Raw genomic sequence first — 18,533 nt, 5'->3', positions numbered from 1 at the left:
GTTCGGGCGCATGGCTATACCGGTGTCGAGGGATGGCGCAGGATAGGGGCAAGGCGCCGCCCATGCCCCTGCCATTGGCTGGGCCGCGCCACCACGCACGGGGAGGACACCATGAAGTACCAGGGAAGCTGCCATTGCGGCGGCATCGCGTCCACCGTCGAAGGACAGATCGACCAGGTGGTCGACTGCAACTGCTCGATGTGCCGGCGGCGCGGCGGCCTGCTGTGGTTCGTGCCGGCCAGCGCGTTCGAGCTGGCCACCCCGCGCGAGCGGCTGGGCACCTACCTGTTCAACCGCAAGCACATCCAGCACCACTTCTGCCCGACCTGCGGCATCGCGCCGTTCGGCGAGGGCACCGCCCCGGACGGCACCGCGACCGTGGCGATCAACGTGCGCTGCCTGCCGGAGGTGGACCTGGACGCGCTGAAGGTGGTGCGCTTCGACGGCGCCAGCGTGTAGCGCGGCGGCGGCCTATTCCTCTTCCGCCTCGAACTCCACCACCAGGCCCAGGCGCACCGCCAGCTCCTCCACCGCCTGGCGCACGCGCCGGGCGGTGTAATCGTTGGGCGCCTCGATCTCCAGGTCGTGCGCGCCGGGGCCGATGTCGTCGGACAGGCCGGCCGAGCTGGAATCCTCGTCGTCCAGGCGGGGCATCAGGTCGGCCACTTCCTCGACGTGCTCGACGCCCTCGATGCTTTGCAGCAGGTCGGCGACCGCGCGCAGGTCGTCCTGGTTGCCGATGATGCGGAGGCGTAGCTGGGGCATGGCGGACTCTCCCGATGGATGCCGCGCAGCCTAGCCACGCCGGTTTCAAGGCCGGGTGAGGAAGGCCTCCTCCCGGGCCTTGCGCCGGCGCGCGCCGGGCGGCCGCCGTTCCGGCGCGTCGGCCCATGGCGCCTCCTTGGCCTGCTGCTTGATCCAGTCGACGAACTTCGAGGCCGCCGGCGCCAGCGGGCGGTGCGCCGGATACACCGCGTAGTACGCGAACCGCGCCTGCATCGTCGGTCCGGGCAGCCGCACCACGTCGCCGCGCTCCAGCCAGCCCAGCGCCAGGTGGCGGCGGGCCAGGGTCGCGCCAATGCCTTCGGCGGCCGCGCGCATGGCGTCCGTGCTGTCGCTGAAGCTGTGCATCGGCGGCAGCCGCACGCCGCGCACGCCGGCGGCGCGGAACCATTCGCGCCAGCCCTGCTGGGTCAGGTCCGAAATCAGCGGCAGCGATGCGATTTGGCGCGGATCGGTGATGCCGGCCACGCCCGGCAGGCGCGGTGAAGCCACCGGGAACATCGCATCGTCCATCAGGTGGTGCGCCACCAGCCCGGGCCAGTGCCCGGGGCCATAGCGCACCGCCAGGTCGGGGCCGCCCTCGTCGAAGCGCGCCAGCGCCGGGCTGGTGTCGATCTCCAGCCTGACTTCCGGGTGCGCGGCGCAGAACTGCGGCAACCGTGGCAGCAGCCAGCAGTGCACCAGCGAATGCAGGGTGCTGATCCGCAGCACCCGGGTGCCTGCATCCGGCCGCAGGTTGCCGGCCACCGCCGAGACGTCGGCCAGTGCCGCGGCGGCGGCGTCGGCCAGCTGCCGGCCCTCGGGGGTGAGGGTGACGCCGCGGGCGTGGCGCTGGAACAGGGTCGTGCCCAGCAGCGATTCCAGCTTGCGCACGTGGTGGCTGACCGCGCTGGCGGTCAGGTGCAGTTCCTCGGCGGCGTGGGCGAAGTTCTGGTGGCGCGCGGCGGCGGCGAACACCGCCAGCGCGGGCAGCAGGGCAGGACGGATGACCATGCGAGGCACGAACCAGATTTGTGGCTCGCCCCGATACTACGCGCTTGTCGGCGCGCCCGGCGACGCCGAAGCTGTGGCCATCGCGCCGGTGATGCGATGTCCGGAAACGGCGAGCGGCAAGGCAGCCACCGGCGCACGATTCCTTCCCCCTGGCCGCCGCGCCGCGTGCGCGACGTGGCCGCTCCGGTTACCCGAGGAGATACCGATGGATGGCACCAAGCAATGCCTGGAAGCCGGCGCCGCGCCCGTGGCCGGCGCCCGCGACTGGCGCACCCCGCTGGAACTGCTTGCGCTGGGCGCGGTATGGGGCGGCTCGTTCCTGTTCATGCGGGTGGCCGCGCCGGAGTTCGGGCCCTACGCCCTGGTGGAGCTGCGCCTGGCGCTGGGGGCGATGGTGCTGCTGCCGTTCCTGTGGCTGGCGCGGGCGCAGTTCCCGTTGCGCATCTGGCCGAAGCTGGCGGCCATCGGCGTGGTGAACTCGGCGCTGCCGTTCCTGCTGTTCGCCTGGGCGGCGCAGCGCGCGCCGGCGGCGATCGGCGCGATCTGCAACGCCATGGTCGTGCTGTTCGCCGCACTGGTGGCGTACCTGGTGTTCGGCGAGAAGATCGGCGCACGCCGCGCCGTGGCGCTGCTGACCGGCTTCATCGGCGTGGTGGTGCTGGCCACGGCCAAGGTGTCCGGTCTGAGCATCGGCCCGGCGGTGTTCGCCGGCGCCACCGCGGCGCTGCTGTACGGCGTCGGCCTGAACCTGGTGAAGCGCTACATGGCCGGGCTGCCGCCGGCGGCCTCGGCGGCGGTGACCCTGGGCTGCTCGGCGCTGCTGCTGCTGCCGCTGGCGGCCACCCACTGGCCGGCCGGTGCGGTCTCGGCGCAGGCCTGGGGCTCGGCCATCGGCCTGGGCGTGCTGTGCACCGGGCTGGCCTTCATCTATTTCTACGGCCTGATCCACCGCATCGGCGCCGCGCGCACGTCCACCGTGACCTACCTGGTGCCGCTGTTCGGCGCGCTGTTCGCCTGGGTGTTCCTGGGCGAGCCGGTGACCCTGGCCATGCTGCTGGCCGGCGCCCTGATCCTGGGCAGCGTGGCGATCAGCCAGCGCGCGCGCTGAGCCTCAGTTGGCGGCCACGCGCACCGGCAGCATCACGTTGCACAGGTCGATGTGCCCGGCCGGGCGCTTGTAGAAGTCGTCGCGGCGGTTGCGGCGCGCTTCCACCAGCTCGGCGAAGGCGGCGCTGTCGGTGCGCAGGGCCTGCAGGCGCAGGCGTTCGCCGGCCGGCACCTCGCTGGCCAGCCGCACCGAGAGGATCGGCGTGCGCTGGGCCGGGTCTTCGTAGAAGCCCATCGGTTCGGGTCCGCGCGGCAGCGAGCTGAGCAGCTCGATGCCCTTCACCACGCGACCGACCAGGGTGATGTTGCGGTCCAGCTGGCGCGGCGACTGGCCGATCACCGCGTACAGCTCGGCGCCGATGCTGCTGTCCGGCTCGGCGTTGCGGCCGGCGCCGACCATGCCGTAGCAGTGGGCCAGCCAGGCCTTGCCTTCGTGCGGGTCGCGGCCGGCGGGGAAGCCGTCGACGAAGCCGACTTCCGGCGCCCAGCCATCGGCATCGGGCAGGCGGTGGAAATCCAGTCCCGCCGCCTCGCGCTCGAATTCCGCCGGCAGCTTGCGTGCGGCCCGGCCGAGATCCTTCGCCTTCTCCGGGTCCTCGCCATCGACATCACCGAACTGGGCGACGAAGTTGTCCTGCACCCGGTAGATGCTGGTGCCGTCCCAGAAATGGCCGCGCGCCAGGGTGGCGATGTTGCGCGCGTGCGCCGGGGCGAACGCAGGCGCCAGCTCGATGACCACGCGGCCGGCTTCGAGGTCCATGTACAGGGTGCGCTCCGGGTCCAGGTCGCGCCAGGCCGAGGCCGGCGCGTCGGCGAGGATCTCCTGGAGGCCGCGGGTCTGGGCCTGGGCGGGGGCAGGAGCGGCGAAGGCGGCGCACAGGGCGCAGGCGAGCAGGACGGGGCGCAGGGTCATGGGCGGCACCTGGGAATGGAGCCCGGATTCTGGCCCGACCCCGGCCGCCAGGGCCAGTACGGCCCCGGGTGACTATCGGCACATCCGCTATACCGAAGTTAAGAATAGCCTTGCTCCGGAGCCTGCCAGAGGCAGGCGAGGAGCCCATCCATGGTCGACATCGAGGCCCAGCTGAAGAAGTTCCAGAAGGAGCTCAGCGCCGGCACCGTGTCGCTGGTCCTGCTTGCGGTGCTGGCGCGGGCCAGCGAGCCCCTGTACGGCTACCTCATCGCCAAGCGCCTGGAGCAGGTGGGCGGCGGCGTGCTCAGCGGCAAGCAGAGCGCGCTGTACCCGGTGCTGCGCAACCTGGAGGGCGCAGGCCTGCTGGAAAGCCACGTCGAGCCATCCGATGCCGGCCCGCCGCGGCGCTGCTACCGCATCACCGGCGCCGGCCGCGAGGTCCTGGCGCAATGGGCCGCCGCCTGGCGCGCCACCCGCGATTCCGTCGATTCCGTCCTGGAGGAGTAAGCGCATGAACGCCAAGCAGGGTCGGCCGCTGCCGACCACCATCCCGGAATACCTGGAGCAGCTGCGCGAGGCGCTTCGCGGCGCGGATCCGGCGCTGGTCCAGGACGCGCTGTACGACGCGGAGGAATACCTGCGCTCGGAGCTGGCCGAGCAGGCCGGCCGCGACGAGGCCGAGGTGATTGCCTCGGTGGCCGGCAGCTACGGCGCGCCGGAGGAAGTGGCCGAGATCTACCGCGAGACCGAGGTCACCGTGAACCGCGCCCTGCGCCCGCCGCGTCCGCCGAAGCAGCGCTCGCTGGTCGGCCGCTTCTTCGGCGTGGCCGCCGACCCGTACACCTACGGCGCGCTGTTCTACATGCTGCTGTCGCTGGCCACCGGCGTGTTCTATTTCACTTGGGTCGTCACCGGCATCTCCACCTCGGGCGGACTGCTGATCCTGATCATCGGCGTGCCGTTGCTGCTGCTGTTCCTGATGTCGGTGCGGCTGCTGTCGCTGGTGGAAGGGCGCATCGTCGAGGTGCTGCTGGGCGTGCGCATGCCGCGGCGGCCGCTGTACATCCAGCGCGACAAGCCCTGGCTGACCCGCATCGGCGAGCTGTTCACCGACGGCCGCACCTGGACGGCGATGGCCTACATGCTGGCGATGCTGCCGCTGGGCACGGCGTACTTCAGCTGCATCGTGACCCTGCTGGCGGTGAGCCTGGGGCTGCTGCTGACGCCGCTGGCCTCCCTGTTCGGCTGGTGGGATAGCCCCGGCTTCCACCTGGACGGCCTGTACTTCGCCCTGGCCGACAGCTGGGCGGGCGCGCTGCTGGCGTTCGCGATCGGCTTGCTGCTGCTGTTCGCGACCCTGCACCTGGCGCGCCTGGTCGGGCGCTGCCACGGCTGGCTGGCCAAGCACCTGCTGGTGCGCAATCCGGTGGTCTGAGCCCGCCTCCCGGCCGGCCAATGGCGCCGGCCGGTCCTTCCCGAAACCGTGCCGCGGGTCGAGGCCCTCGACGCCTCGGCGCCAGGGGCGAGGCAGGGGGGCGGCTGCCGCAGGCCTGGACATTCCGCGCCGGGCAAGGGGAACGGCCACCCATGGGGCGGCCTTTCCGTTTTCCGGAGCCGTGGCGCAAGGCCCGGGCGCGCGCGTATCCGGCGATGGATGTGCGCACCCGGGCCGCGTTCGCGCCCCGATCCGGCAGTCTGGTCGGCAATTTCGGCGGTTGGCCCCCAAGGTCCTGCCGGGAGCAACCCGGTGCGGTAACGTCGCCCCCGCCGTGATCCGCGGCGTCTGTGGAGAGGACGACATGGAGCAGAGAACCGCGATGCGCTGGCTGCTGGCCTATTCAGGCGCGCTGACGGTGGCCGTATGCGCCTTCCTGCTGACCGGCGCGGCCGCACCGGGCAAGCGCGCCAGCTTCGAGGAGATCGACGTGCAGCGCATCAACGTGCGCGAGCCGGACGGCACGCTGCGCCTGGTGGTATCGAACCGGACGCGTTTCCCGGGCCTGATCTTCCGCGGCAAGGAGCACCGCCATCCGCGCGAGGTCGCCGGCATGCTGTTCTACAACGATGAGGGCACCGAGAACGGTGGCCTGGTCTTTGGTGGCTCGCGCGGTCCGGATGGAAAGCCCCGTGCAGGAGGGCATTTTTCCTTCGACCAGTACGAGCAGGACCAGGTGGCCACGTTCGGTCAGTACGAACGGGGTGGCATCCGCTGGGCGGGAGTCACGGTGCTGGACCAGCCCGATGGATCGTCCGAGCCAATGTTGGAGAACCTGGAGGAGCTGAACGCTTTGCCGCCGGACGAGAGGCAGAAACGCCAAGTCGAACTCACCGGCGGACCGGCCAATGTCGCGCGCGTGTTCCTGGGCAAGGACCACGAGCGCTCCTCCCTGCTGTCCCTGAGGGACGCCGAAGGCAGGGTCCGGCTGGTGCTGAGGGTGGCCGCCGACGGCGCCGCCGCGGTCGAGTTCCTGGACGAGGCCGGCAAGGTGGTGCGCCGGTTGGCGCCCGAGGACATCAGCGCGCAGTGAGCACGCAGCCGGCATCCCGGTCCTGCAGGAAGAAAGGCCGCCCATGGGGCGGCCTTTCCGTTGTGCCAATGGGGCAAGGCTCAGTCGCGTGCGTATCTGGCGATGAACTCGCGCACCTGCGGATAGACCTTCTCGCGCCAGCGGCGGCCGCTGAAGATGCCGTAGTGGCCGGCGCCTTCGACGATCAGGTGCTTCTGGTGCGACTTGGCAATGCCGCTGCACAGGTCGTGTGCTGCCTCGGTCTGGCCGAGGCCGGAGATGTCGTCCAGCTCGCCCTCGATGGTGAACATCGCGGTGTCCTTGATCGCCGCCGGATCCACGCGCTCGCCGCCGATCACCCATTCCCCGCGCGGCAGCAGGAACTCCTGGAACACGATGCGGATGGTGTCCAGGTAGTACTCGGCGGGCATGTCCAGCACCGCGTTGTACTCGTCGTAGAAGCGGCGGTGGGCCTCGGCGTCCTGCAGGTCGCCCTTGACCAGGTTGGAGTAGAAGTCCCAGTGCGACATGAAGTGGCGGCTGGGGTTCATGGCGATGAAGCCGGCGTGCTGCAGGAAGCCCGGGTACACGTCGCGGCCCTGGCCCGGGTACGGCGGCGGCACCGTGTGGATGACGTTGTTCTCGAACCAGGACAGCGGATTGCGCGTGGCCAGGTTGTTGACCGCGGTCGGGCTGCGGCGGGCGTCGATCGGGCCGCCCATCATCACCAGCGAGCGCGGGATCGGCTCGCCGCGCGCGGCCATCAGCGACACCGCGGCCAGCACCGGCACCGTCGGCTGGCACACGCTGACCACGTGCAGGTCGCGCGCGCCGATGTGGCGGATGAAGTCCTCCACGTAGGCCACGTAGTCGTCCAGGCAGAACGCGCCGGCTTCCACCGGCACCATGCGCGCGTCGACCCAGTCGGTCACGTAGACCTTGTGGTCGCGCAGCAGGGTGGAGACGGTGTCGCGCAGCAGGGTGGCGTGGTGGCCGGACAGCGGCGCCACCACCAGCACCACCGGGTCGTCCTTCATCGCCGCGATGGTGGCCGCGTCGTCGCTGTAGCGCTTGAAGCGCACCAGCCGGCAGAACGGCTTGCGCAGCGCCTCCTGCTCGAGCACCGGGACCTGCCGGCCCTGGACCTCCACCTCGTGGATGTTCCAGGCAGGCTTCTCGTAGTCCTTGCCCAGGCGGTGCACCAGCTCGTTGCTGGCGGCGATGCGCTCGGCCCCCGGCAGCGACGACACCCAGCTGTTGGGGTCGGAGAAGATGCGGGCATTGGCTTCGGCCAGATGGACCCAGGGGGCCATCATGGCGCGGTTGAGTTCATGCAGCTGGTAGAGCATGGAGGGTCCACGCTTCGGGTCTGGCTGTTGCATTGCACCATCGTAACCGAAGAGGACGCAGGTCGACGTGGGCGTCGCAGCCTGCGTGAGACGTGCGTTCAGCGGGCGGGAAGGGGGATGAACTCGGGGTCGCCGTCGATCTGGCCGAAACGGCCTTCAAGCCAGTCCTGCTTGGCCTGCTCGATGCGTTCCCTGGAACTGGAGACGAAGTTCCACCACAGGTGGCGGCGCCCGTCCAGCGGCTCGCCGCCCAGCAGCATGGCCTTCAGCGGGGTGCGCGCACGCAGCACCGGGCGCGTGCCGCGGTCGGGTAGCACCAGGTGCCGGGCCGGGATGTCGCGGCCGTCGAGCTGGGCCTCGCCTTCGAGGATGTAGAGCGCGCGCTCGGCATGGCCGGTGTCCAGCGCCACTTCGGCGTCCGGCTCCAGGTCGATGGCCACGCTGAGGGTGTCGGCGAACACCCGCACCGGCGATTCCTCGCCGTAGGCGCGCCCGGCCAGCACCCGCAGCCAGGCGCCCTCGCGCCGTTGCTGCGGCAGGGTGGCCGCAGGGTGGTGGAAGAACGCCGGCTCGGCTTCCTCGTGCGCCTGCGGCAGGGCCACCCAGGTCTGCATGCCGTGGGCCATGCTGCCGGTCGCCCGCTCCTCGGCCGGGGTGCGTTCGGAATGGGCGATGCCGCGGCCGGCGGTCATCCAGTTGACGTCGCCCGGGCGGATCACCTGGTCCGAGCCGAGGGTGTCGCGGTGGCGGATCGCGCCGTCCCAGAGGAAGGTCACCGTGGCCAGGCCGATGTGCGGATGCGGGCGCACGTCCAGGCCGTGGCCGCGGTCGAACACCACCGGGCCCATGTGGTCGACGAACACGAAGGGACCGACGCTGCGCGCCTGCAGGGAGGGGACCGCGCGGCGTACCAGGAAGCCGTTGCCGAGATCGTGGACGCGGGGTTCGACGAGGGTGGTCATGGCGGCGCTCCGGGGAAGGACCGGGGCGCAGCATTGCATGCCCGGCGCGCCGCTGCGCGCGCGTGGCCGCGACGGTGCTTTCCGCGCCGCCGCCGGGGTGGCCGTACGCGCCCGGACGGACGGATGCGGCGCGGCTTGCGGCGGCGACTTGCCGCTACAACTTGCCGCTACAATCGGCCTCGCTTTCGCCCCCGAACCGGAGACCCCACACAGTGACCCGCAAGCTAGTCCTGCTGCGCCACGGCCAGAGCCAGTGGAACCTCGAGAACCGCTTCACCGGCTGGGTCGACGTCGACCTCACCGAGCAGGGCCGGGCCGAGGCCGCGGCCGGCGGCCGCCTGATGCGCGAGGAAGGCCTGCGCTTCGACGTGGCCTATACCTCCACGCTCAAGCGCGCCATCCGCACCCTCAACATCGCGCTGGGCGAGCTGGACCAGGACTGGATCCCGGTGCACAAGAGCTGGCGCCTCAACGAGCGCCACTACGGCGCGCTGCAGGGCCTGGACAAGGCCGAGACCGCGGCCAAGCACGGCGAGGAGCAGGTCAAGATCTGGCGCCGCTCCTACGACATCCCGCCGCCGGCGATGGATCCGTCCGACGCCGGCCATCCGGCCAACGACCCGCGCTACGCCGGGCTGGACCGCAACGCGCTGCCGTCGACCGAGTCGCTGGCCACCACCCTGGACCGGGTGCTGCCGTACTGGCACGACGCCATCGCGCCCTCGCTGAAGTCGGGGAAGACGGTGCTGGTGGCCGCGCACGGCAACTCGCTGCGCGCGCTGTACAAGTACCTCAACAACGTCTCGAAGGAAGAGATCCTCGAGCTCAACATCCCCACCGGCATCCCGCTGCTGTTCGAGCTGGACGACGAGCTGAAGGTGGTCTCGCACCGCTATCTGGGCGATCCGGAAGCGGCGGCCCGCGCCGCCGCGGCGGTCGCCGCCCAGGGCAAGGCCAGGTAGGCAACCATCGAAACACCCGGCTCCGGCCGGGTGTTTCGTTTCGTGCAGCAGGCCCATGCGTATCCGACGACCCCGCGCGCGGCTTGCCGGCATCCTCGCGATCACGGTGGTGATCGCCCTCCAGGCCGTGCTGGGGTTCGGCTGCCATGGCCAGGACCTGCGCCGGTTCGCCATCGGCCTGGGCGTCTTCGTCCTGCCGCCGCTGCTGCCGGCGCTGGTCTCGCTGGCCACCGCCAATCCGCTGCGCGCGGTGGGCGCCTGCGCGCTGTTCGCGCCATGGCTGCTGTGGGCCGGTTACGTGGACTGCATCCGGCCCGATGCCGGGGGCGGGGCGTCCATGGCGTATGTGCCGGTACTGCTGTACGGCTTCCCCAGCGCCGTGCTGGGTGCGCTCCTGGCCGGGCCGGTGTGCCGCCGGCTGGGCATCGCCATCGACCCCTGATTCGCGCCCTACCGCCGGTGCGGAGTCGTGGCGCTTGCGGAATGAGAGCGATTCGCATTTAATGCGCGCAGCAGCTCCACCCAGGACGGCCGCAGGGACCCGCGGCCGCCGATGCAGCGCCGGGAAAGGCGAGGCACTCCAAGGCAGCAGGCTGCACAGCCCCGGCACCGGACGCATGAGCGGCCGGCCAGGGCGTTACCGCTGCCGCCACCGCCATGCCACTGGTCCATGCCGCCCCAACGCCTGAAACCGCCATCGCGGTTGGCTTGCGCGGGTGGGGCCGGAGCCCGGCGACCGGCCTTCCATGTCCTTCCCGGAGCCGTCACGTGAGTCCTCGCTGCACCCTGTCGTTTCCCGTCCCGATGCCTGCCCGCCGCCGCACCCTTGCCGCGTGCGTGGCGATGGCCCTCGCGCTGGCCGCGCCCGCCGCGTCCGTGCTGGCCGGGGAGAGCGGCGAGCCGGCCGCCACCGAGCTGGACGCGGTCCTGGTGGTCGCGCAGCGCGCCAGCCGCGCCAGTACCGGCGCCACCAACCTCGACCTGGAGATCAGGGAGACCCCGCAGTCGATCAGCGTGGTCACCGCCGAGCAGATGCACCTGTTCGGGGCCGACAGCGTCAACGAGGCCCTGCGCCTGGCCACCGGCGTGCAGGTGGACGAGTGGGAGACCAACCGCACCAGCTACAGCTCGCGCGGTTTCGACATCCTCAACACCCAGATCGACGGCGTGGGCATGCCCAACAGCTGGGGCATCGCCACCGGCGCGTTCGATGCCGCCGGCTACGAGAAGGTGGAAGTGATCCGCGGCGCCAATGGCCTGCTGACCGGGGTGGGCAACGCGGCCGGCACCATCAACTACGTGCGCAAGCGCCCGACCAACGCGCGGCAGGGCAACGTGGGCATCAGCCGCGGCACCTGGGACACCACCCGCGTCGAGCTGGACTATTCCACGCCGTTCACCGCCGACGCCACCTGGGCCGGCCGCGTGGTGGCCGCGCACGAGGACGGCGATTCCTGGCTGCGCGCCAACAGCAACCAGCGCGACTTCGTCTACGGCGTGGTCGATGGCCAGGTCGGGGCGAACGGCACCCTGGCGCTGGGCTGGTCGTACCAGCGCGCGAAGTCCGACGGGATCATGTGGGGCGCGCTGCTGTTTGCGAACAACGACGGCACCCAGGCGCAGTGGCCGACCAGCGCCACCACCACCCAGGACTGGACCTGGTGGAACACCACCAACCACACCGCCTTCGTCGAGTACACACACCGCCTCGGCGACGCCTGGCAGCTGAAGGCCGCCTACAACTACCGGCGCGCCACCGGCGACGACCGCATGTTCTATGCCTACGAAGGTGCGGACGGGCTGGATCCGGAGACCGGCCTGGGCCTTTACGGCTATCCCTGGGGAGGGGCGGACGCGTCCACCGCACACCTGGGTTCGCTGGTGCTGGACGGCCGCTTCCAGTGGCTGGGCCGCGAGCACGAGCTGGTGCTGGGCGCGAGCGTGTCGCGCAGCAATGCCGATGGCTGGGAGTACCCGGCCGATCCGGCCTCGCCGGGCTGGGGGGCGCTGCCTGCGTTCCCTTATCCCACCGACGCCATCCCCGAGCCGGCCTGGGGCGAGCGCACGCTTTACTCGGTGCTGGACCAGCGCCTCAAGCGCGTGTTCGGCGCCACCCGCATCGCCATGACCGACCGCTTCAAGGCCGTCCTCGGCGCCAACTTCGCCGAGTACCGCCGCAGCGGCAGCCTGTACGGGGCGCCGTTCGACCAGACCACGCGGCACACCAGCCCGTATGCCGGCCTGACCTTCGACTTCAGCGACAAGGTGCTGGGCTACGTCAGCTACTCGGACCTGTACCAGCCGCAGGACCAGGTCGATGCGGACGACCGCTACCTCGACCCCAGCAAGGGCGTGAACTACGAGGCCGGCGTCAAGGCCAGCTGGCTGGACGACCGCCTGCTGGCCACCATGGCCGTGTTCAGGGCCGACCAGAAGAACCTGGCCACGCCGGTGGGCTTCAACGACCTGGGTTCCTACATCTACGCCGGCGTGGACGTGGAATCGCGCGGCGTGGAGCTGGAAGCCACCGGCCGCATCAACGACCACCTGGACGTGGTGGTGGGCTATACCGCGCTCGAGCTGGACGGGCTGGATGGCGACGACACCTATCCCTGGGTGCCACGCCGCAGCGCCAACCTGCTGCTGGCTGGCCGCGTGCCCGGTTACGAAGCCTTTTCCTGGGGTGTCGGTGGACGCTGGCAGGGCCGCATCTTCAACGGCACGGTGAGCCAGGACAGCCATGCGGTGCTCAACGCGTACGCGGGCTGGGACTTCCTGCCCAATGCGACCGTGCGCATCAACGCCGGCAACATCGGCGACGAGAAGTACATCAATACCCTGCGCTACGGCGCCGGCTACTACGGTGCCCCGCGCAACTACACCCTGAGCCTGGACTGGCGTTTCTGACGCCGGCCCCGCAGGAGACGCAGCCATGTCCGCCACGTCGATCCGTTCCCGCCATCCACGCCTGCAGCTTGCCGCGCGGGTCGGTGCCGGCGTGGTGGGCGGCTATGTCTTCGCCTGGGGCTTCATCGCCGCCGGCATGGCGTTGATGTCCAAGGCCGGGATGGAATTCCACGACGCCGAGTTCGTCGCAAGCGCGCTGGGCCTGCTGCTGTGGCTGGCGGTGCTGCTGGGCGTGGTAGCCGGGCGCCGCAATCCGGCCTGGGCCTGGCTGGGGCTGCTCGGCGGCGGTGCGCTGCTGGCGGCGCTGGGCTCGTTCGTGCAATCGACGATGGCCTGAAGGAGACCACGCATGTTCCAGAACTTCCGCCAGGCCATGGCATGGCTGCATACCTGGTTCGGCCTGGTCCTCGGCTTCGTGCTGATGGCCGCGTTCTTCTTCGGCGCCCTGTCGGTGTTCGACCGCGAGATCGACCGCTGGGCGCTGCCGGCCACGCGCTTCGAGCCGCAGCCGATGCCCTCGTTCGAACGGGTGCTGCGGCCGGCGTTCGAGCGCCTGCAGCCGGATCCGGCCCTGGTCGAAGCGATGCGCCCGCGGGTGGACGGACCGATGCCGGAACGCTTCGACCGCATCGCCTACTGGAGCGCCTACACCACGCATCGCGATCCGGTGCTGGCGATCTACGCCGGCTGGGAGGTGCCTGGCGCCAGGGACCCGGACGAGCAGCTGTACGCGCTGGGCACGATCGATCCGCGTGACGGCTCGGCGCTGCGGGACGACCAGCTGAAGATCGGCAGCGGGTTCTTCTACCCGATGCACTACAGCCTGACCGTGGACTGGAAGAACCTGGGTTTCTGGATCGTGGGCCTGGCCGCCATGGCGATGCTGGCGGCCCTGGTCAGCGGCGTGGTCATGCACCGCAGGCTGTTCCGCGAGCTCTTCACCTTCCGCCCCGACCGTGCCCGCCTGCGCAGCGTGCTGGACCTGCACAACCTCACCGGCGTGGTCGCGCTTCCGTTCCACTTCTTCTTCGCCTTCACCGGACTGCTGATCTTCGCTTCGACCTACTACTTCCCGGTTGGCCACACCCAGCTGCACGACCTGCACGAGTTGCACGAGAAGCACGAGGCCGCCGCACTGGGCCTGCCGCACGGCCGTTCCGGCGTGCCTGCGGGGCTGGCCAACGTGGATGCGATGGTGGCCGAGGCGCAGCGACGCTGGGAGGCGCGGGGCATGGCCGGCGATGTCGGTTTCCTGGTGCTGCAGCACGTGGGCGATGCCAACGGCTACGTCAGCGTGTACCGCGCTGGCACCGACCGCATCGCCCTGGTCGGGCAGGGCATCCACTTCAAGGCCGATACCGGAGAGCTGCTGCGCGAGGATCCGCCGGCCACGCCGGCGGCGCGGGTGGCGGAGTTCCTCACCGGCCTGCACCTGCAGCATTTCCGCCACTGGCTGCTGCGCTGGCTGTACGTGCTGGGCGGACTCAGCGGGGCGGCATGCATCGCCACCGGCTTCCTGTTCTTCGTGGAGAAGCGCAAGCGCCAGCATGCCGCGCGCGGCAGCCAGGGGGCGCGCATCGTCGACGCACTGGCGGTGGCCGCGGTGACCGGCATGGTCCTGGCGACCCTGGGCATCCTGGTGGCCAACCGCGTGTTGCCGGAAGACCTGGCCGGGCGCGGCGACTGGGAGCGCTGGGCGTTCTGGGGCACCTGGCTGGCGTCGCTGGTGCATGCCGCCTGGCGCAGCGCGCCGGTGGCGCGCGGACTGCCCAATCCGGCCTGGCGCGAGCAGGCCTGGGCGATCGCGCTGCTGGCCGTGGCCGCACCGGTGCTGAACTGGATCACCACCGGCGACCACCTGCTGCGCACCCTCGGCCAGGGCTACTGGCCGGTGGCGGGCGTGGACCTGTCGCTGCTGGCGGCCGCGGCGATTTCCGCTTCCGCCGCAGTCCGTCTTGGGCGCAAGGCCCGCGCTGCCGCGGCCGCAGCCGCGCTGCGCGAGGCCGAGGCGGGGCAGGGGGAGGCGGTGCATGCCTGATGCCTTCCTGCATGCCGCGACCCTGCTGGCTTGCCTGGCCGGCATGGGCTGGCTGGCGCTGGCAATGGACGTGCATGCGCGCCAGGCCTGGGGCAGGGCGCTGGCGCCGGGCGCTGCGCGCCTGCTGCGGGTGCTTGGCGGCACGGCGCTCGTCGTCGGCCTCCTGCTGGCCCTGGCCGCCGACCACGCCAGCATGGCGGTACTGGTCTGGGTGATGGCCCTGGCCGGTGCGGCGCTGGCGGTGGCGTTCGCCCTGGCCTGGCGTCCGCGCTGGTTGCGCTGGCTGGCGCCGTGGATCGGCGTGGCGGTCAGGACCCCTGCAGCATCAGCTGCCAGTAGCCGACGTCGATCCAGCGGTCCTGCTTGAAGCCGACCTCGCGGAAGCGGGCCACGTTCTGGAACCCGAGCCGTTCGTGCAGGGCGACGCTGGCCTCGTTGGGCAGGGCGATGCCGCCGATCGCGGCATGCAGCCCGGCCTTGCGCAGCCCGTCAAGCAGGGGCGAGTAGAGCGCCTTGCCGATGCCGCGGCCGGTGCGGGCCTGGTCGAGGTAGACCGTCGTCTCGACCGAGTAGCGGTACGCGCAACGCCCCTTCCAGCGCGATGCATGGGCGTAGCCGAGGATCGTGCCGGCTTCCTCCGCGACCAGCCATGGCAGGCCGCCATCGAGGGTTTCGGAGATGCGCGCGGCCATCTCCGCGGTCGCTACCGGCTCGGTCTCGAAGGTGATGCAGGTGCCGGCGACGTAGGGGTTGTAGATCGCGGCGATGGCCGCGGCATCTTCGGGCGTGGCACTGCGGATCTGCATGCGGGCTCCGGTGCGCGGGTGGGCCTGCGGATGCTACCGCGGCCCGCGGCCGGTCAGGCGTGGATCAGGCGGCCGCCGGCGAAGGACCAGTTCTCCCAGGTGGTTTCCTTGAAGCACACCATCACGTGCTCCGGATCCAGGCCCTGGGCGGCCAGCCGTTCCATCAGGTCGGCCAGCAACCGTTTCTTAACTTTCACGCTGCGGCCCACCGACCACAGGATCTCTATCAGGACGAAGTCCTCGCCGCGCGGCGAGGACAGGTCCGGATAGCTGGGGTCGTAGCGGAAGTCGGCCGCTTCCAGCTCCAGCACGCGCTGGAAGCGGTCGGTTTCCGGAACCCCGGAGGCGACCAGGGCGGCGTGCACGGCATCGAGCAGGCGGGTCTTGAATTCCGCGCTCTTGGGCTTGCGGACGGTGGCGGTCACCAGCGGCATGACGGTGCTCCTTGCGCGGGATGCCGGGGCAGCATACGTCCGCCCGGCGCCCACGTGCGCCGGGCGCCATATTTCCGTTGCGGAACGGCGGGCCGGCGCTACAGGCCGCCGGTGACCGCAAGCACGCTGCCGGTCACGTAGGACGCCTGCGCGGACAGCAGCCAGGCCACCGCCGCGGCGACTTCCTCCGGCTGGCCGGGACGCTGCATCGGGATGCGCGCGGCGACCCGCGCGGCGCGCCCGGGTTCGCCGGCGCGTGCGTGGATGGTGGTGTCGATGGTGCCCGGTGCCACCGCGTTGACGTGGATGCGCTGCGGTGCCAGTTCGCGCGCCAGGCCCACGGTGAGCGCTTCCAGGGCGGCCTTGGAGGCCGCATAGGCCACGTATTCGCCGGGGGAGCCGGTGCGCGCGGCCACCGAGCTGATGTTGACGATGTCCGAGCGTGCGTCGCGCCCGCGCCAGCGCCGCGCGGCCTCGCGGCACAGGCGCACCGGCGCGGCCAGGTTCACCGCGAGGATGCGTTCCAGGTCGGCGTCGTCCAGCGCCTCGATCGGGCCCAGCCGCCCGGTCACGCCGGCGTTGTTGACCAGCGCGGCCACCGGTCCCAGTGCCTCGGCGGCATCGAACAGCCGGGGCGCGGCATCGGCGGCGGTGACGTCCAGGCGCAGCGCCTGGCAGCTGCGCGCGGACGGATCCAGCGCCGCCTGCAGCGCGACCGCTTCCGCATCCGAGGACGAATGGGTGAACAGCACCGCATGGCCATCGGCATGCAGCCGTTCGACGATGCAGCGGCCGATGCCGCGGCTGCCGCCGGTGACGATCGCCACCGGCCGCGGCTGGGAACGGTTCATGCCTCGACCTCCGGGGCCGGACCCGTGGATGGCGTGCCGCCGGCCTCGACCGGCGGCAGTTCGCATTCCATCACGATGTTGCAGCGGGCGTACCGGGGGTGCGGGCCGCGGTGCACCGCGCGGAAGCCGAAGGCCTCGTAGAGGTGGATGGCGGCGCCCAGGCGCGTGTTCGAAAACAGGCGCACGCGCCTGGCGCCCAGCTGGCGCGCCCGCTGCAGCGCCGTGGCCAGCAGGATCCGGCCCCAGCCCTTGCCGCGTTCGCCGGCGGCCACGGCCATGCGCGCCAGCTGCATCACCCCGTCCTCCTCGCGCAGCAGCGCGCAGGCACCGATGACCTCGCCGCGGTTGCTGAGGGTCAGGATCGAGCCGCCCTCGCGCACGATCCGCATCGGGTCGCGTGCCAGCGCGCGGTCGGCTTCCTCGAGCCGGAAGTACTCGCCGATCCAGGCTTCGTTGAGGCGAATGAAGTCGGCGGCATGCTGTTCGTTGTCGTAGTGGATGCGCATCGGAACTCCATGGAGCGGGGTTGGGGTCATCCGCACAGCGCCGTGGTCCAGGCGCCCAGCCCGGCGGCGACCACGCGCGGGTGCAGCCAGGCCGCGAACAGCAGCACGCACGCCACCGCGGCGGCCGGCAGCGCGGCGGCGGCCCGGAGGCGGCTCATGCGGTGGCCGGCGCGGGGGAGCGGAGCAGCGGGCGGTCGTCGATTGGCCAGTGCAGGGCGGCGGCGAGCACGCCCAGGGCGATGGCCAGCAGCCACACCAGGACGTAGGAACCGGTCGCCTCGAACACGCGCCCGCCCATCCACACGCCCAGGAACGAGCCCAGCTGGTGGCCGATGAACACCAGGCCGAACAGGGTGCCGAGGTAGCGCAGCCCGAACACCCCCGACAGCACGCCGTTGGTCAGTGGTACCGTGCCCAGCCACATCAGGCCCATGACCGCGGCGAAGGGGTAGAGCGTCCACGGCCCCGGCGGCAGCAGCACGAACAGGGCGATGGCGACACTGCGCGCCAGGTAGATCCCGGCGAGCAGGTACTTGGGCCGGTAGCGGCCGCCGAGCACGCCGCAGGCGTAGATCCCGGCCACGTTCGCCAGCGCGATCGTGGCCAGCGCGGCCACCGCCGCCTCCGGCGCCAGGCCGCGGTCGGCCAGGTAGGCGGGCAGGTAGTTGGCGATGAAGGCCAGCTGGAAGCCGCAGGCGAGGAAGCCCAGGTTGAGCAGCCAGAAGCCGCGATGGCCGCAGGCCTCGCGCAGGGCTTCGCCCAGCGCCTGCGGGGGAGCGGACTGCGCACCGGCGGCCGGGCGCGGTTCGCGCAGCACCCGCGCCAGCGGCCGCACCAGGGCGAACGCTGCGGCACCGGCCAGCAGCGCGCCCTGCCAGCCCAGGCCTTCGATCAGCCCCTGCGTCGCCGGCACCAGCAGGAACTGGCCCAGTCCGCCCAACGCGCCGGCCATGCCCACCGCCCAGGCCCGGCGCTCGCCGGGCACCTGGCGGCTGACTGCGGCATAGACCACGCCGAACGCGGTCCCGGCCAGGGCCAGGCCGGTGACCACGCCCGCCGCCAGCACGAACCCGGCGGCGCTGGTGGCGCGGGTCATGCCGTACAGCCCGAGCACGTACAGCACCACGCCGCTGGCGACGACGCGCCCGGAGCCGTGGTGGTCGGCGACCATGCCCGCCAGCGGCTGGGCCAGGCCCCAGACCAGGTTCTGCACTGCAAGGGCCAGGGCGAACAGTTCCCGCGACCAGCCGCGGGTCCCGGTGACCGGCAACAGGAACAGGCCCTGCACGTGGCGCAGGCCCAGGGCCAGGCCCATCACCACGCCGGCCGCCGCCACCACCATCCACACCCGGGCCCGGCCGGGCCCGGGTTCGCATGCGGTCATGGAATCCTCGGGGATGCGGGAAGTCATGGCG

The 18,533-nt window shown here is 71.5% G+C and carries 22 protein-coding genes; 11 read left to right on the top strand and 11 right to left on the bottom strand.

Features of this window, described 5'->3' with window-relative positions; all coding sequences use genetic code 11:
* The first annotated feature begins 111 nt into the window (after positions 1-111).
* The gene (locus EIM48_RS06925; protein WP_125111354.1) at positions 112-459 is read left to right on the top strand and encodes a GFA family protein; all 348 of its coding nucleotides are present in this window, start codon (positions 112-114) and stop codon (positions 457-459) included.
* Positions 460-471: 12 nt separating this feature from the next.
* Here the strand turns inward: EIM48_RS06925 and EIM48_RS06920 are convergent, their stop codons facing one another.
* Positions 472-765: a hypothetical protein gene (locus tag EIM48_RS06920; RefSeq protein ID WP_019398449.1), complete on the bottom strand. Its 294-nt coding sequence runs from the start codon at positions 763-765 to the stop codon at positions 472-474.
* A 45-nt stretch (positions 766-810) separates the two neighbouring features.
* Positions 811-1,776, bottom strand: a complete 966-nt coding sequence (locus EIM48_RS06915) for a LysR substrate-binding domain-containing protein (protein WP_125111353.1) — start codon at positions 1,774-1,776, stop codon at positions 811-813.
* A 205-nt stretch (positions 1,777-1,981) separates the two neighbouring features.
* On the opposite strand from EIM48_RS06915, the gene EIM48_RS06910 reads away from it, so the two are divergent.
* Positions 1,982-2,884 carry a DMT family transporter gene (locus tag EIM48_RS06910; RefSeq protein ID WP_125076217.1) on the top strand — a complete coding sequence of 301 codons (903 nt, stop codon included), beginning with the start codon at positions 1,982-1,984 and terminating at the stop codon, positions 2,882-2,884.
* A gap of 3 nt (positions 2,885-2,887) precedes the next feature.
* Here EIM48_RS06910 and EIM48_RS06905 read toward each other — a convergent pair whose 3' ends face one another.
* On the bottom strand, positions 2,888-3,796 hold the full coding sequence (locus EIM48_RS06905; RefSeq protein WP_125111352.1) for a peptidylprolyl isomerase: 909 nt from the start codon (positions 3,794-3,796) through the stop codon (positions 2,888-2,890).
* Positions 3,797-3,946: 150 nt separating this feature from the next.
* On the opposite strand from EIM48_RS06905, the gene EIM48_RS06900 reads away from it, so the two are divergent.
* The 3 genes from EIM48_RS06900 (at position 3,947) to EIM48_RS06890 (ending at position 6,324) form a co-directional block, all read left to right on the top strand.
* On the top strand, positions 3,947-4,303 hold the full coding sequence (locus EIM48_RS06900) for a PadR family transcriptional regulator (protein WP_019398453.1): 357 nt from the start codon (positions 3,947-3,949) through the stop codon (positions 4,301-4,303).
* Positions 4,304-4,307: 4 nt separating this feature from the next.
* Complete coding sequence (locus tag EIM48_RS06895) at positions 4,308-5,231, top strand: sensor domain-containing protein (protein ID WP_019398454.1); 924 nt, start codon at positions 4,308-4,310, stop codon at positions 5,229-5,231.
* A 364-nt stretch (positions 5,232-5,595) separates the two neighbouring features.
* Positions 5,596-6,324: a hypothetical protein gene (locus EIM48_RS06890; protein WP_125111351.1), complete on the top strand. Its 729-nt coding sequence runs from the start codon at positions 5,596-5,598 to the stop codon at positions 6,322-6,324.
* Between the two features lie 80 nt (positions 6,325-6,404).
* Here EIM48_RS06890 and phaZ read toward each other — a convergent pair whose 3' ends face one another.
* Both phaZ and EIM48_RS06880 read right to left on the bottom strand, forming a co-directional pair.
* Positions 6,405-7,652, bottom strand: coding sequence for a polyhydroxyalkanoate depolymerase (gene phaZ, locus EIM48_RS06885; RefSeq protein WP_019398456.1), 1,248 nt, complete (start codon positions 7,650-7,652; stop codon positions 6,405-6,407).
* Positions 7,653-7,750: 98 nt separating this feature from the next.
* Entirely contained in the window at positions 7,751-8,614 is an 864-nt protein-coding gene (locus tag EIM48_RS06880) for a pirin family protein (protein WP_125111350.1), read from the bottom strand.
* A gap of 212 nt (positions 8,615-8,826) precedes the next feature.
* Here EIM48_RS06880 and gpmA point away from each other — a divergent pair, with 212 nt between their 5' ends.
* The 6 genes from gpmA (at position 8,827) to EIM48_RS06850 (ending at position 14,888) form a co-directional block, all read left to right on the top strand.
* Positions 8,827-9,576 carry a 2,3-diphosphoglycerate-dependent phosphoglycerate mutase gene (gene gpmA / locus EIM48_RS06875; RefSeq protein WP_028914747.1) on the top strand — a complete coding sequence of 250 codons (750 nt, stop codon included), beginning with the start codon at positions 8,827-8,829 and terminating at the stop codon, positions 9,574-9,576.
* A gap of 55 nt (positions 9,577-9,631) precedes the next feature.
* A complete protein-coding gene (locus EIM48_RS06870; protein ID WP_028914746.1) occupies positions 9,632-10,018 on the top strand; it encodes a hypothetical protein in 387 nt (128 codons plus the stop codon).
* Between the two features lie 362 nt (positions 10,019-10,380).
* On the top strand, positions 10,381-12,483 hold the full coding sequence (locus EIM48_RS06865; protein ID WP_233581652.1) for a TonB-dependent siderophore receptor: 2,103 nt from the start codon (positions 10,381-10,383) through the stop codon (positions 12,481-12,483).
* A 25-nt stretch (positions 12,484-12,508) separates the two neighbouring features.
* The gene (locus EIM48_RS06860; protein ID WP_028914744.1) at positions 12,509-12,820 is read left to right on the top strand and encodes a hypothetical protein; all 312 of its coding nucleotides are present in this window, start codon (positions 12,509-12,511) and stop codon (positions 12,818-12,820) included.
* A gap of 12 nt (positions 12,821-12,832) precedes the next feature.
* Positions 12,833-14,521: a PepSY-associated TM helix domain-containing protein gene (locus EIM48_RS06855; RefSeq protein ID WP_125111349.1), complete on the top strand. Its 1,689-nt coding sequence runs from the start codon at positions 12,833-12,835 to the stop codon at positions 14,519-14,521.
* A complete protein-coding gene (locus tag EIM48_RS06850) occupies positions 14,514-14,888 on the top strand; it encodes a DUF3325 domain-containing protein (protein WP_125111348.1) in 375 nt (124 codons plus the stop codon). The genes EIM48_RS06855 and EIM48_RS06850 overlap by 8 nt, the downstream gene beginning before the upstream one ends.
* Here EIM48_RS06850 and EIM48_RS06845 read toward each other — a convergent pair.
* The 6 genes from EIM48_RS06845 to EIM48_RS06825 form a co-directional block, all read right to left on the bottom strand.
* On the bottom strand, positions 14,830-15,327 hold the full coding sequence (locus EIM48_RS06845) for an arsinothricin resistance N-acetyltransferase ArsN1 family B (protein ID WP_028914742.1): 498 nt from the start codon (positions 15,325-15,327) through the stop codon (positions 14,830-14,832). The two genes, EIM48_RS06850 and EIM48_RS06845, sit on opposite strands and share 59 nt — an antisense overlap.
* Before the next feature lie 53 nt (positions 15,328-15,380).
* Entirely contained in the window at positions 15,381-15,761 is a 381-nt protein-coding gene (locus EIM48_RS06840; protein WP_125111347.1) for a tautomerase family protein, read from the bottom strand.
* Between the two features lie 98 nt (positions 15,762-15,859).
* Positions 15,860-16,612: an SDR family oxidoreductase gene (locus tag EIM48_RS06835; protein ID WP_125111346.1), complete on the bottom strand. Its 753-nt coding sequence runs from the start codon at positions 16,610-16,612 to the stop codon at positions 15,860-15,862.
* Positions 16,609-17,118 carry a GNAT family N-acetyltransferase gene (locus tag EIM48_RS06830; protein ID WP_158675198.1) on the bottom strand — a complete coding sequence of 170 codons (510 nt, stop codon included), beginning with the start codon at positions 17,116-17,118 and terminating at the stop codon, positions 16,609-16,611. The genes EIM48_RS06835 and EIM48_RS06830 overlap by 4 nt, the downstream gene beginning before the upstream one ends.
* Positions 17,119-17,144: 26 nt before the next feature.
* Positions 17,145-17,276: a hypothetical protein gene (locus EIM48_RS15675; protein WP_255416929.1), complete on the bottom strand. Its 132-nt coding sequence runs from the start codon at positions 17,274-17,276 to the stop codon at positions 17,145-17,147.
* On the bottom strand, positions 17,273-18,529 hold the full coding sequence (locus tag EIM48_RS06825; protein ID WP_233581651.1) for an MFS transporter: 1,257 nt from the start codon (positions 18,527-18,529) through the stop codon (positions 17,273-17,275). Before EIM48_RS06825 ends, EIM48_RS15675 begins: the two co-directional genes overlap by 4 nt.
* Positions 18,530-18,533 lie beyond the last annotated feature (4 nt).

The organism is Pseudoxanthomonas sp. SGNA-20 (genome assembly GCF_003931635.1).
GTDB lineage: Bacteria > Pseudomonadota > Gammaproteobacteria > Xanthomonadales > Xanthomonadaceae > Pseudoxanthomonas.
This window is presented reverse-complemented; position numbering and strand designations above follow the sequence as displayed.

Coding starts and splice junctions, on each gene's coding strand:
- EIM48_RS06925 (WP_125111354.1), top strand. CDS start 112: ATGAAGTACCAGGGAAGCTGCCATTGCGGCGGCATCGCGTCCACCGTC.
- EIM48_RS06920 (WP_019398449.1), bottom strand. CDS start 765: ATGCCCCAGCTACGCCTCCGCATCATCGGCAACCAGGACGACCTGCGC.
- EIM48_RS06915 (WP_125111353.1), bottom strand. CDS start 1,776: ATGGTCATCCGTCCTGCCCTGCTGCCCGCGCTGGCGGTGTTCGCCGCC.
- EIM48_RS06910 (WP_125076217.1), top strand. CDS start 1,982: ATGGATGGCACCAAGCAATGCCTGGAAGCCGGCGCCGCGCCCGTGGCC.
- EIM48_RS06905 (WP_125111352.1), bottom strand. CDS start 3,796: ATGACCCTGCGCCCCGTCCTGCTCGCCTGCGCCCTGTGCGCCGCCTTC.
- EIM48_RS06900 (WP_019398453.1), top strand. CDS start 3,947: ATGGTCGACATCGAGGCCCAGCTGAAGAAGTTCCAGAAGGAGCTCAGC.
- EIM48_RS06895 (WP_019398454.1), top strand. CDS start 4,308: ATGAACGCCAAGCAGGGTCGGCCGCTGCCGACCACCATCCCGGAATAC.
- EIM48_RS06890 (WP_125111351.1), top strand. CDS start 5,596: ATGGAGCAGAGAACCGCGATGCGCTGGCTGCTGGCCTATTCAGGCGCG.
- phaZ (WP_019398456.1), bottom strand. CDS start 7,652: ATGCTCTACCAGCTGCATGAACTCAACCGCGCCATGATGGCCCCCTGG.
- EIM48_RS06880 (WP_125111350.1), bottom strand. CDS start 8,614: ATGACCACCCTCGTCGAACCCCGCGTCCACGATCTCGGCAACGGCTTC.
- EIM48_RS06870 (WP_028914746.1), top strand. CDS start 9,632: ATGCGTATCCGACGACCCCGCGCGCGGCTTGCCGGCATCCTCGCGATC.
- EIM48_RS06865 (WP_233581652.1), top strand. CDS start 10,381: ATGCCTGCCCGCCGCCGCACCCTTGCCGCGTGCGTGGCGATGGCCCTC.
- EIM48_RS06860 (WP_028914744.1), top strand. CDS start 12,509: ATGTCCGCCACGTCGATCCGTTCCCGCCATCCACGCCTGCAGCTTGCC.
- EIM48_RS06855 (WP_125111349.1), top strand. CDS start 12,833: ATGTTCCAGAACTTCCGCCAGGCCATGGCATGGCTGCATACCTGGTTC.
- EIM48_RS06850 (WP_125111348.1), top strand. CDS start 14,514: ATGCCTGATGCCTTCCTGCATGCCGCGACCCTGCTGGCTTGCCTGGCC.
- EIM48_RS06845 (WP_028914742.1), bottom strand. CDS start 15,327: ATGCAGATCCGCAGTGCCACGCCCGAAGATGCCGCGGCCATCGCCGCG.
- EIM48_RS06840 (WP_125111347.1), bottom strand. CDS start 15,761: ATGCCGCTGGTGACCGCCACCGTCCGCAAGCCCAAGAGCGCGGAATTC.
- EIM48_RS06835 (WP_125111346.1), bottom strand. CDS start 16,612: ATGAACCGTTCCCAGCCGCGGCCGGTGGCGATCGTCACCGGCGGCAGC.
- EIM48_RS06830 (WP_158675198.1), bottom strand. CDS start 17,118: ATGCGCATCCACTACGACAACGAACAGCATGCCGCCGACTTCATTCGC.
- EIM48_RS15675 (WP_255416929.1), bottom strand. CDS start 17,276: ATGAGCCGCCTCCGGGCCGCCGCCGCGCTGCCGGCCGCCGCGGTGGCG.
- EIM48_RS06825 (WP_233581651.1), bottom strand. CDS start 18,529: ATGACTTCCCGCATCCCCGAGGATTCCATGACCGCATGCGAACCCGGG.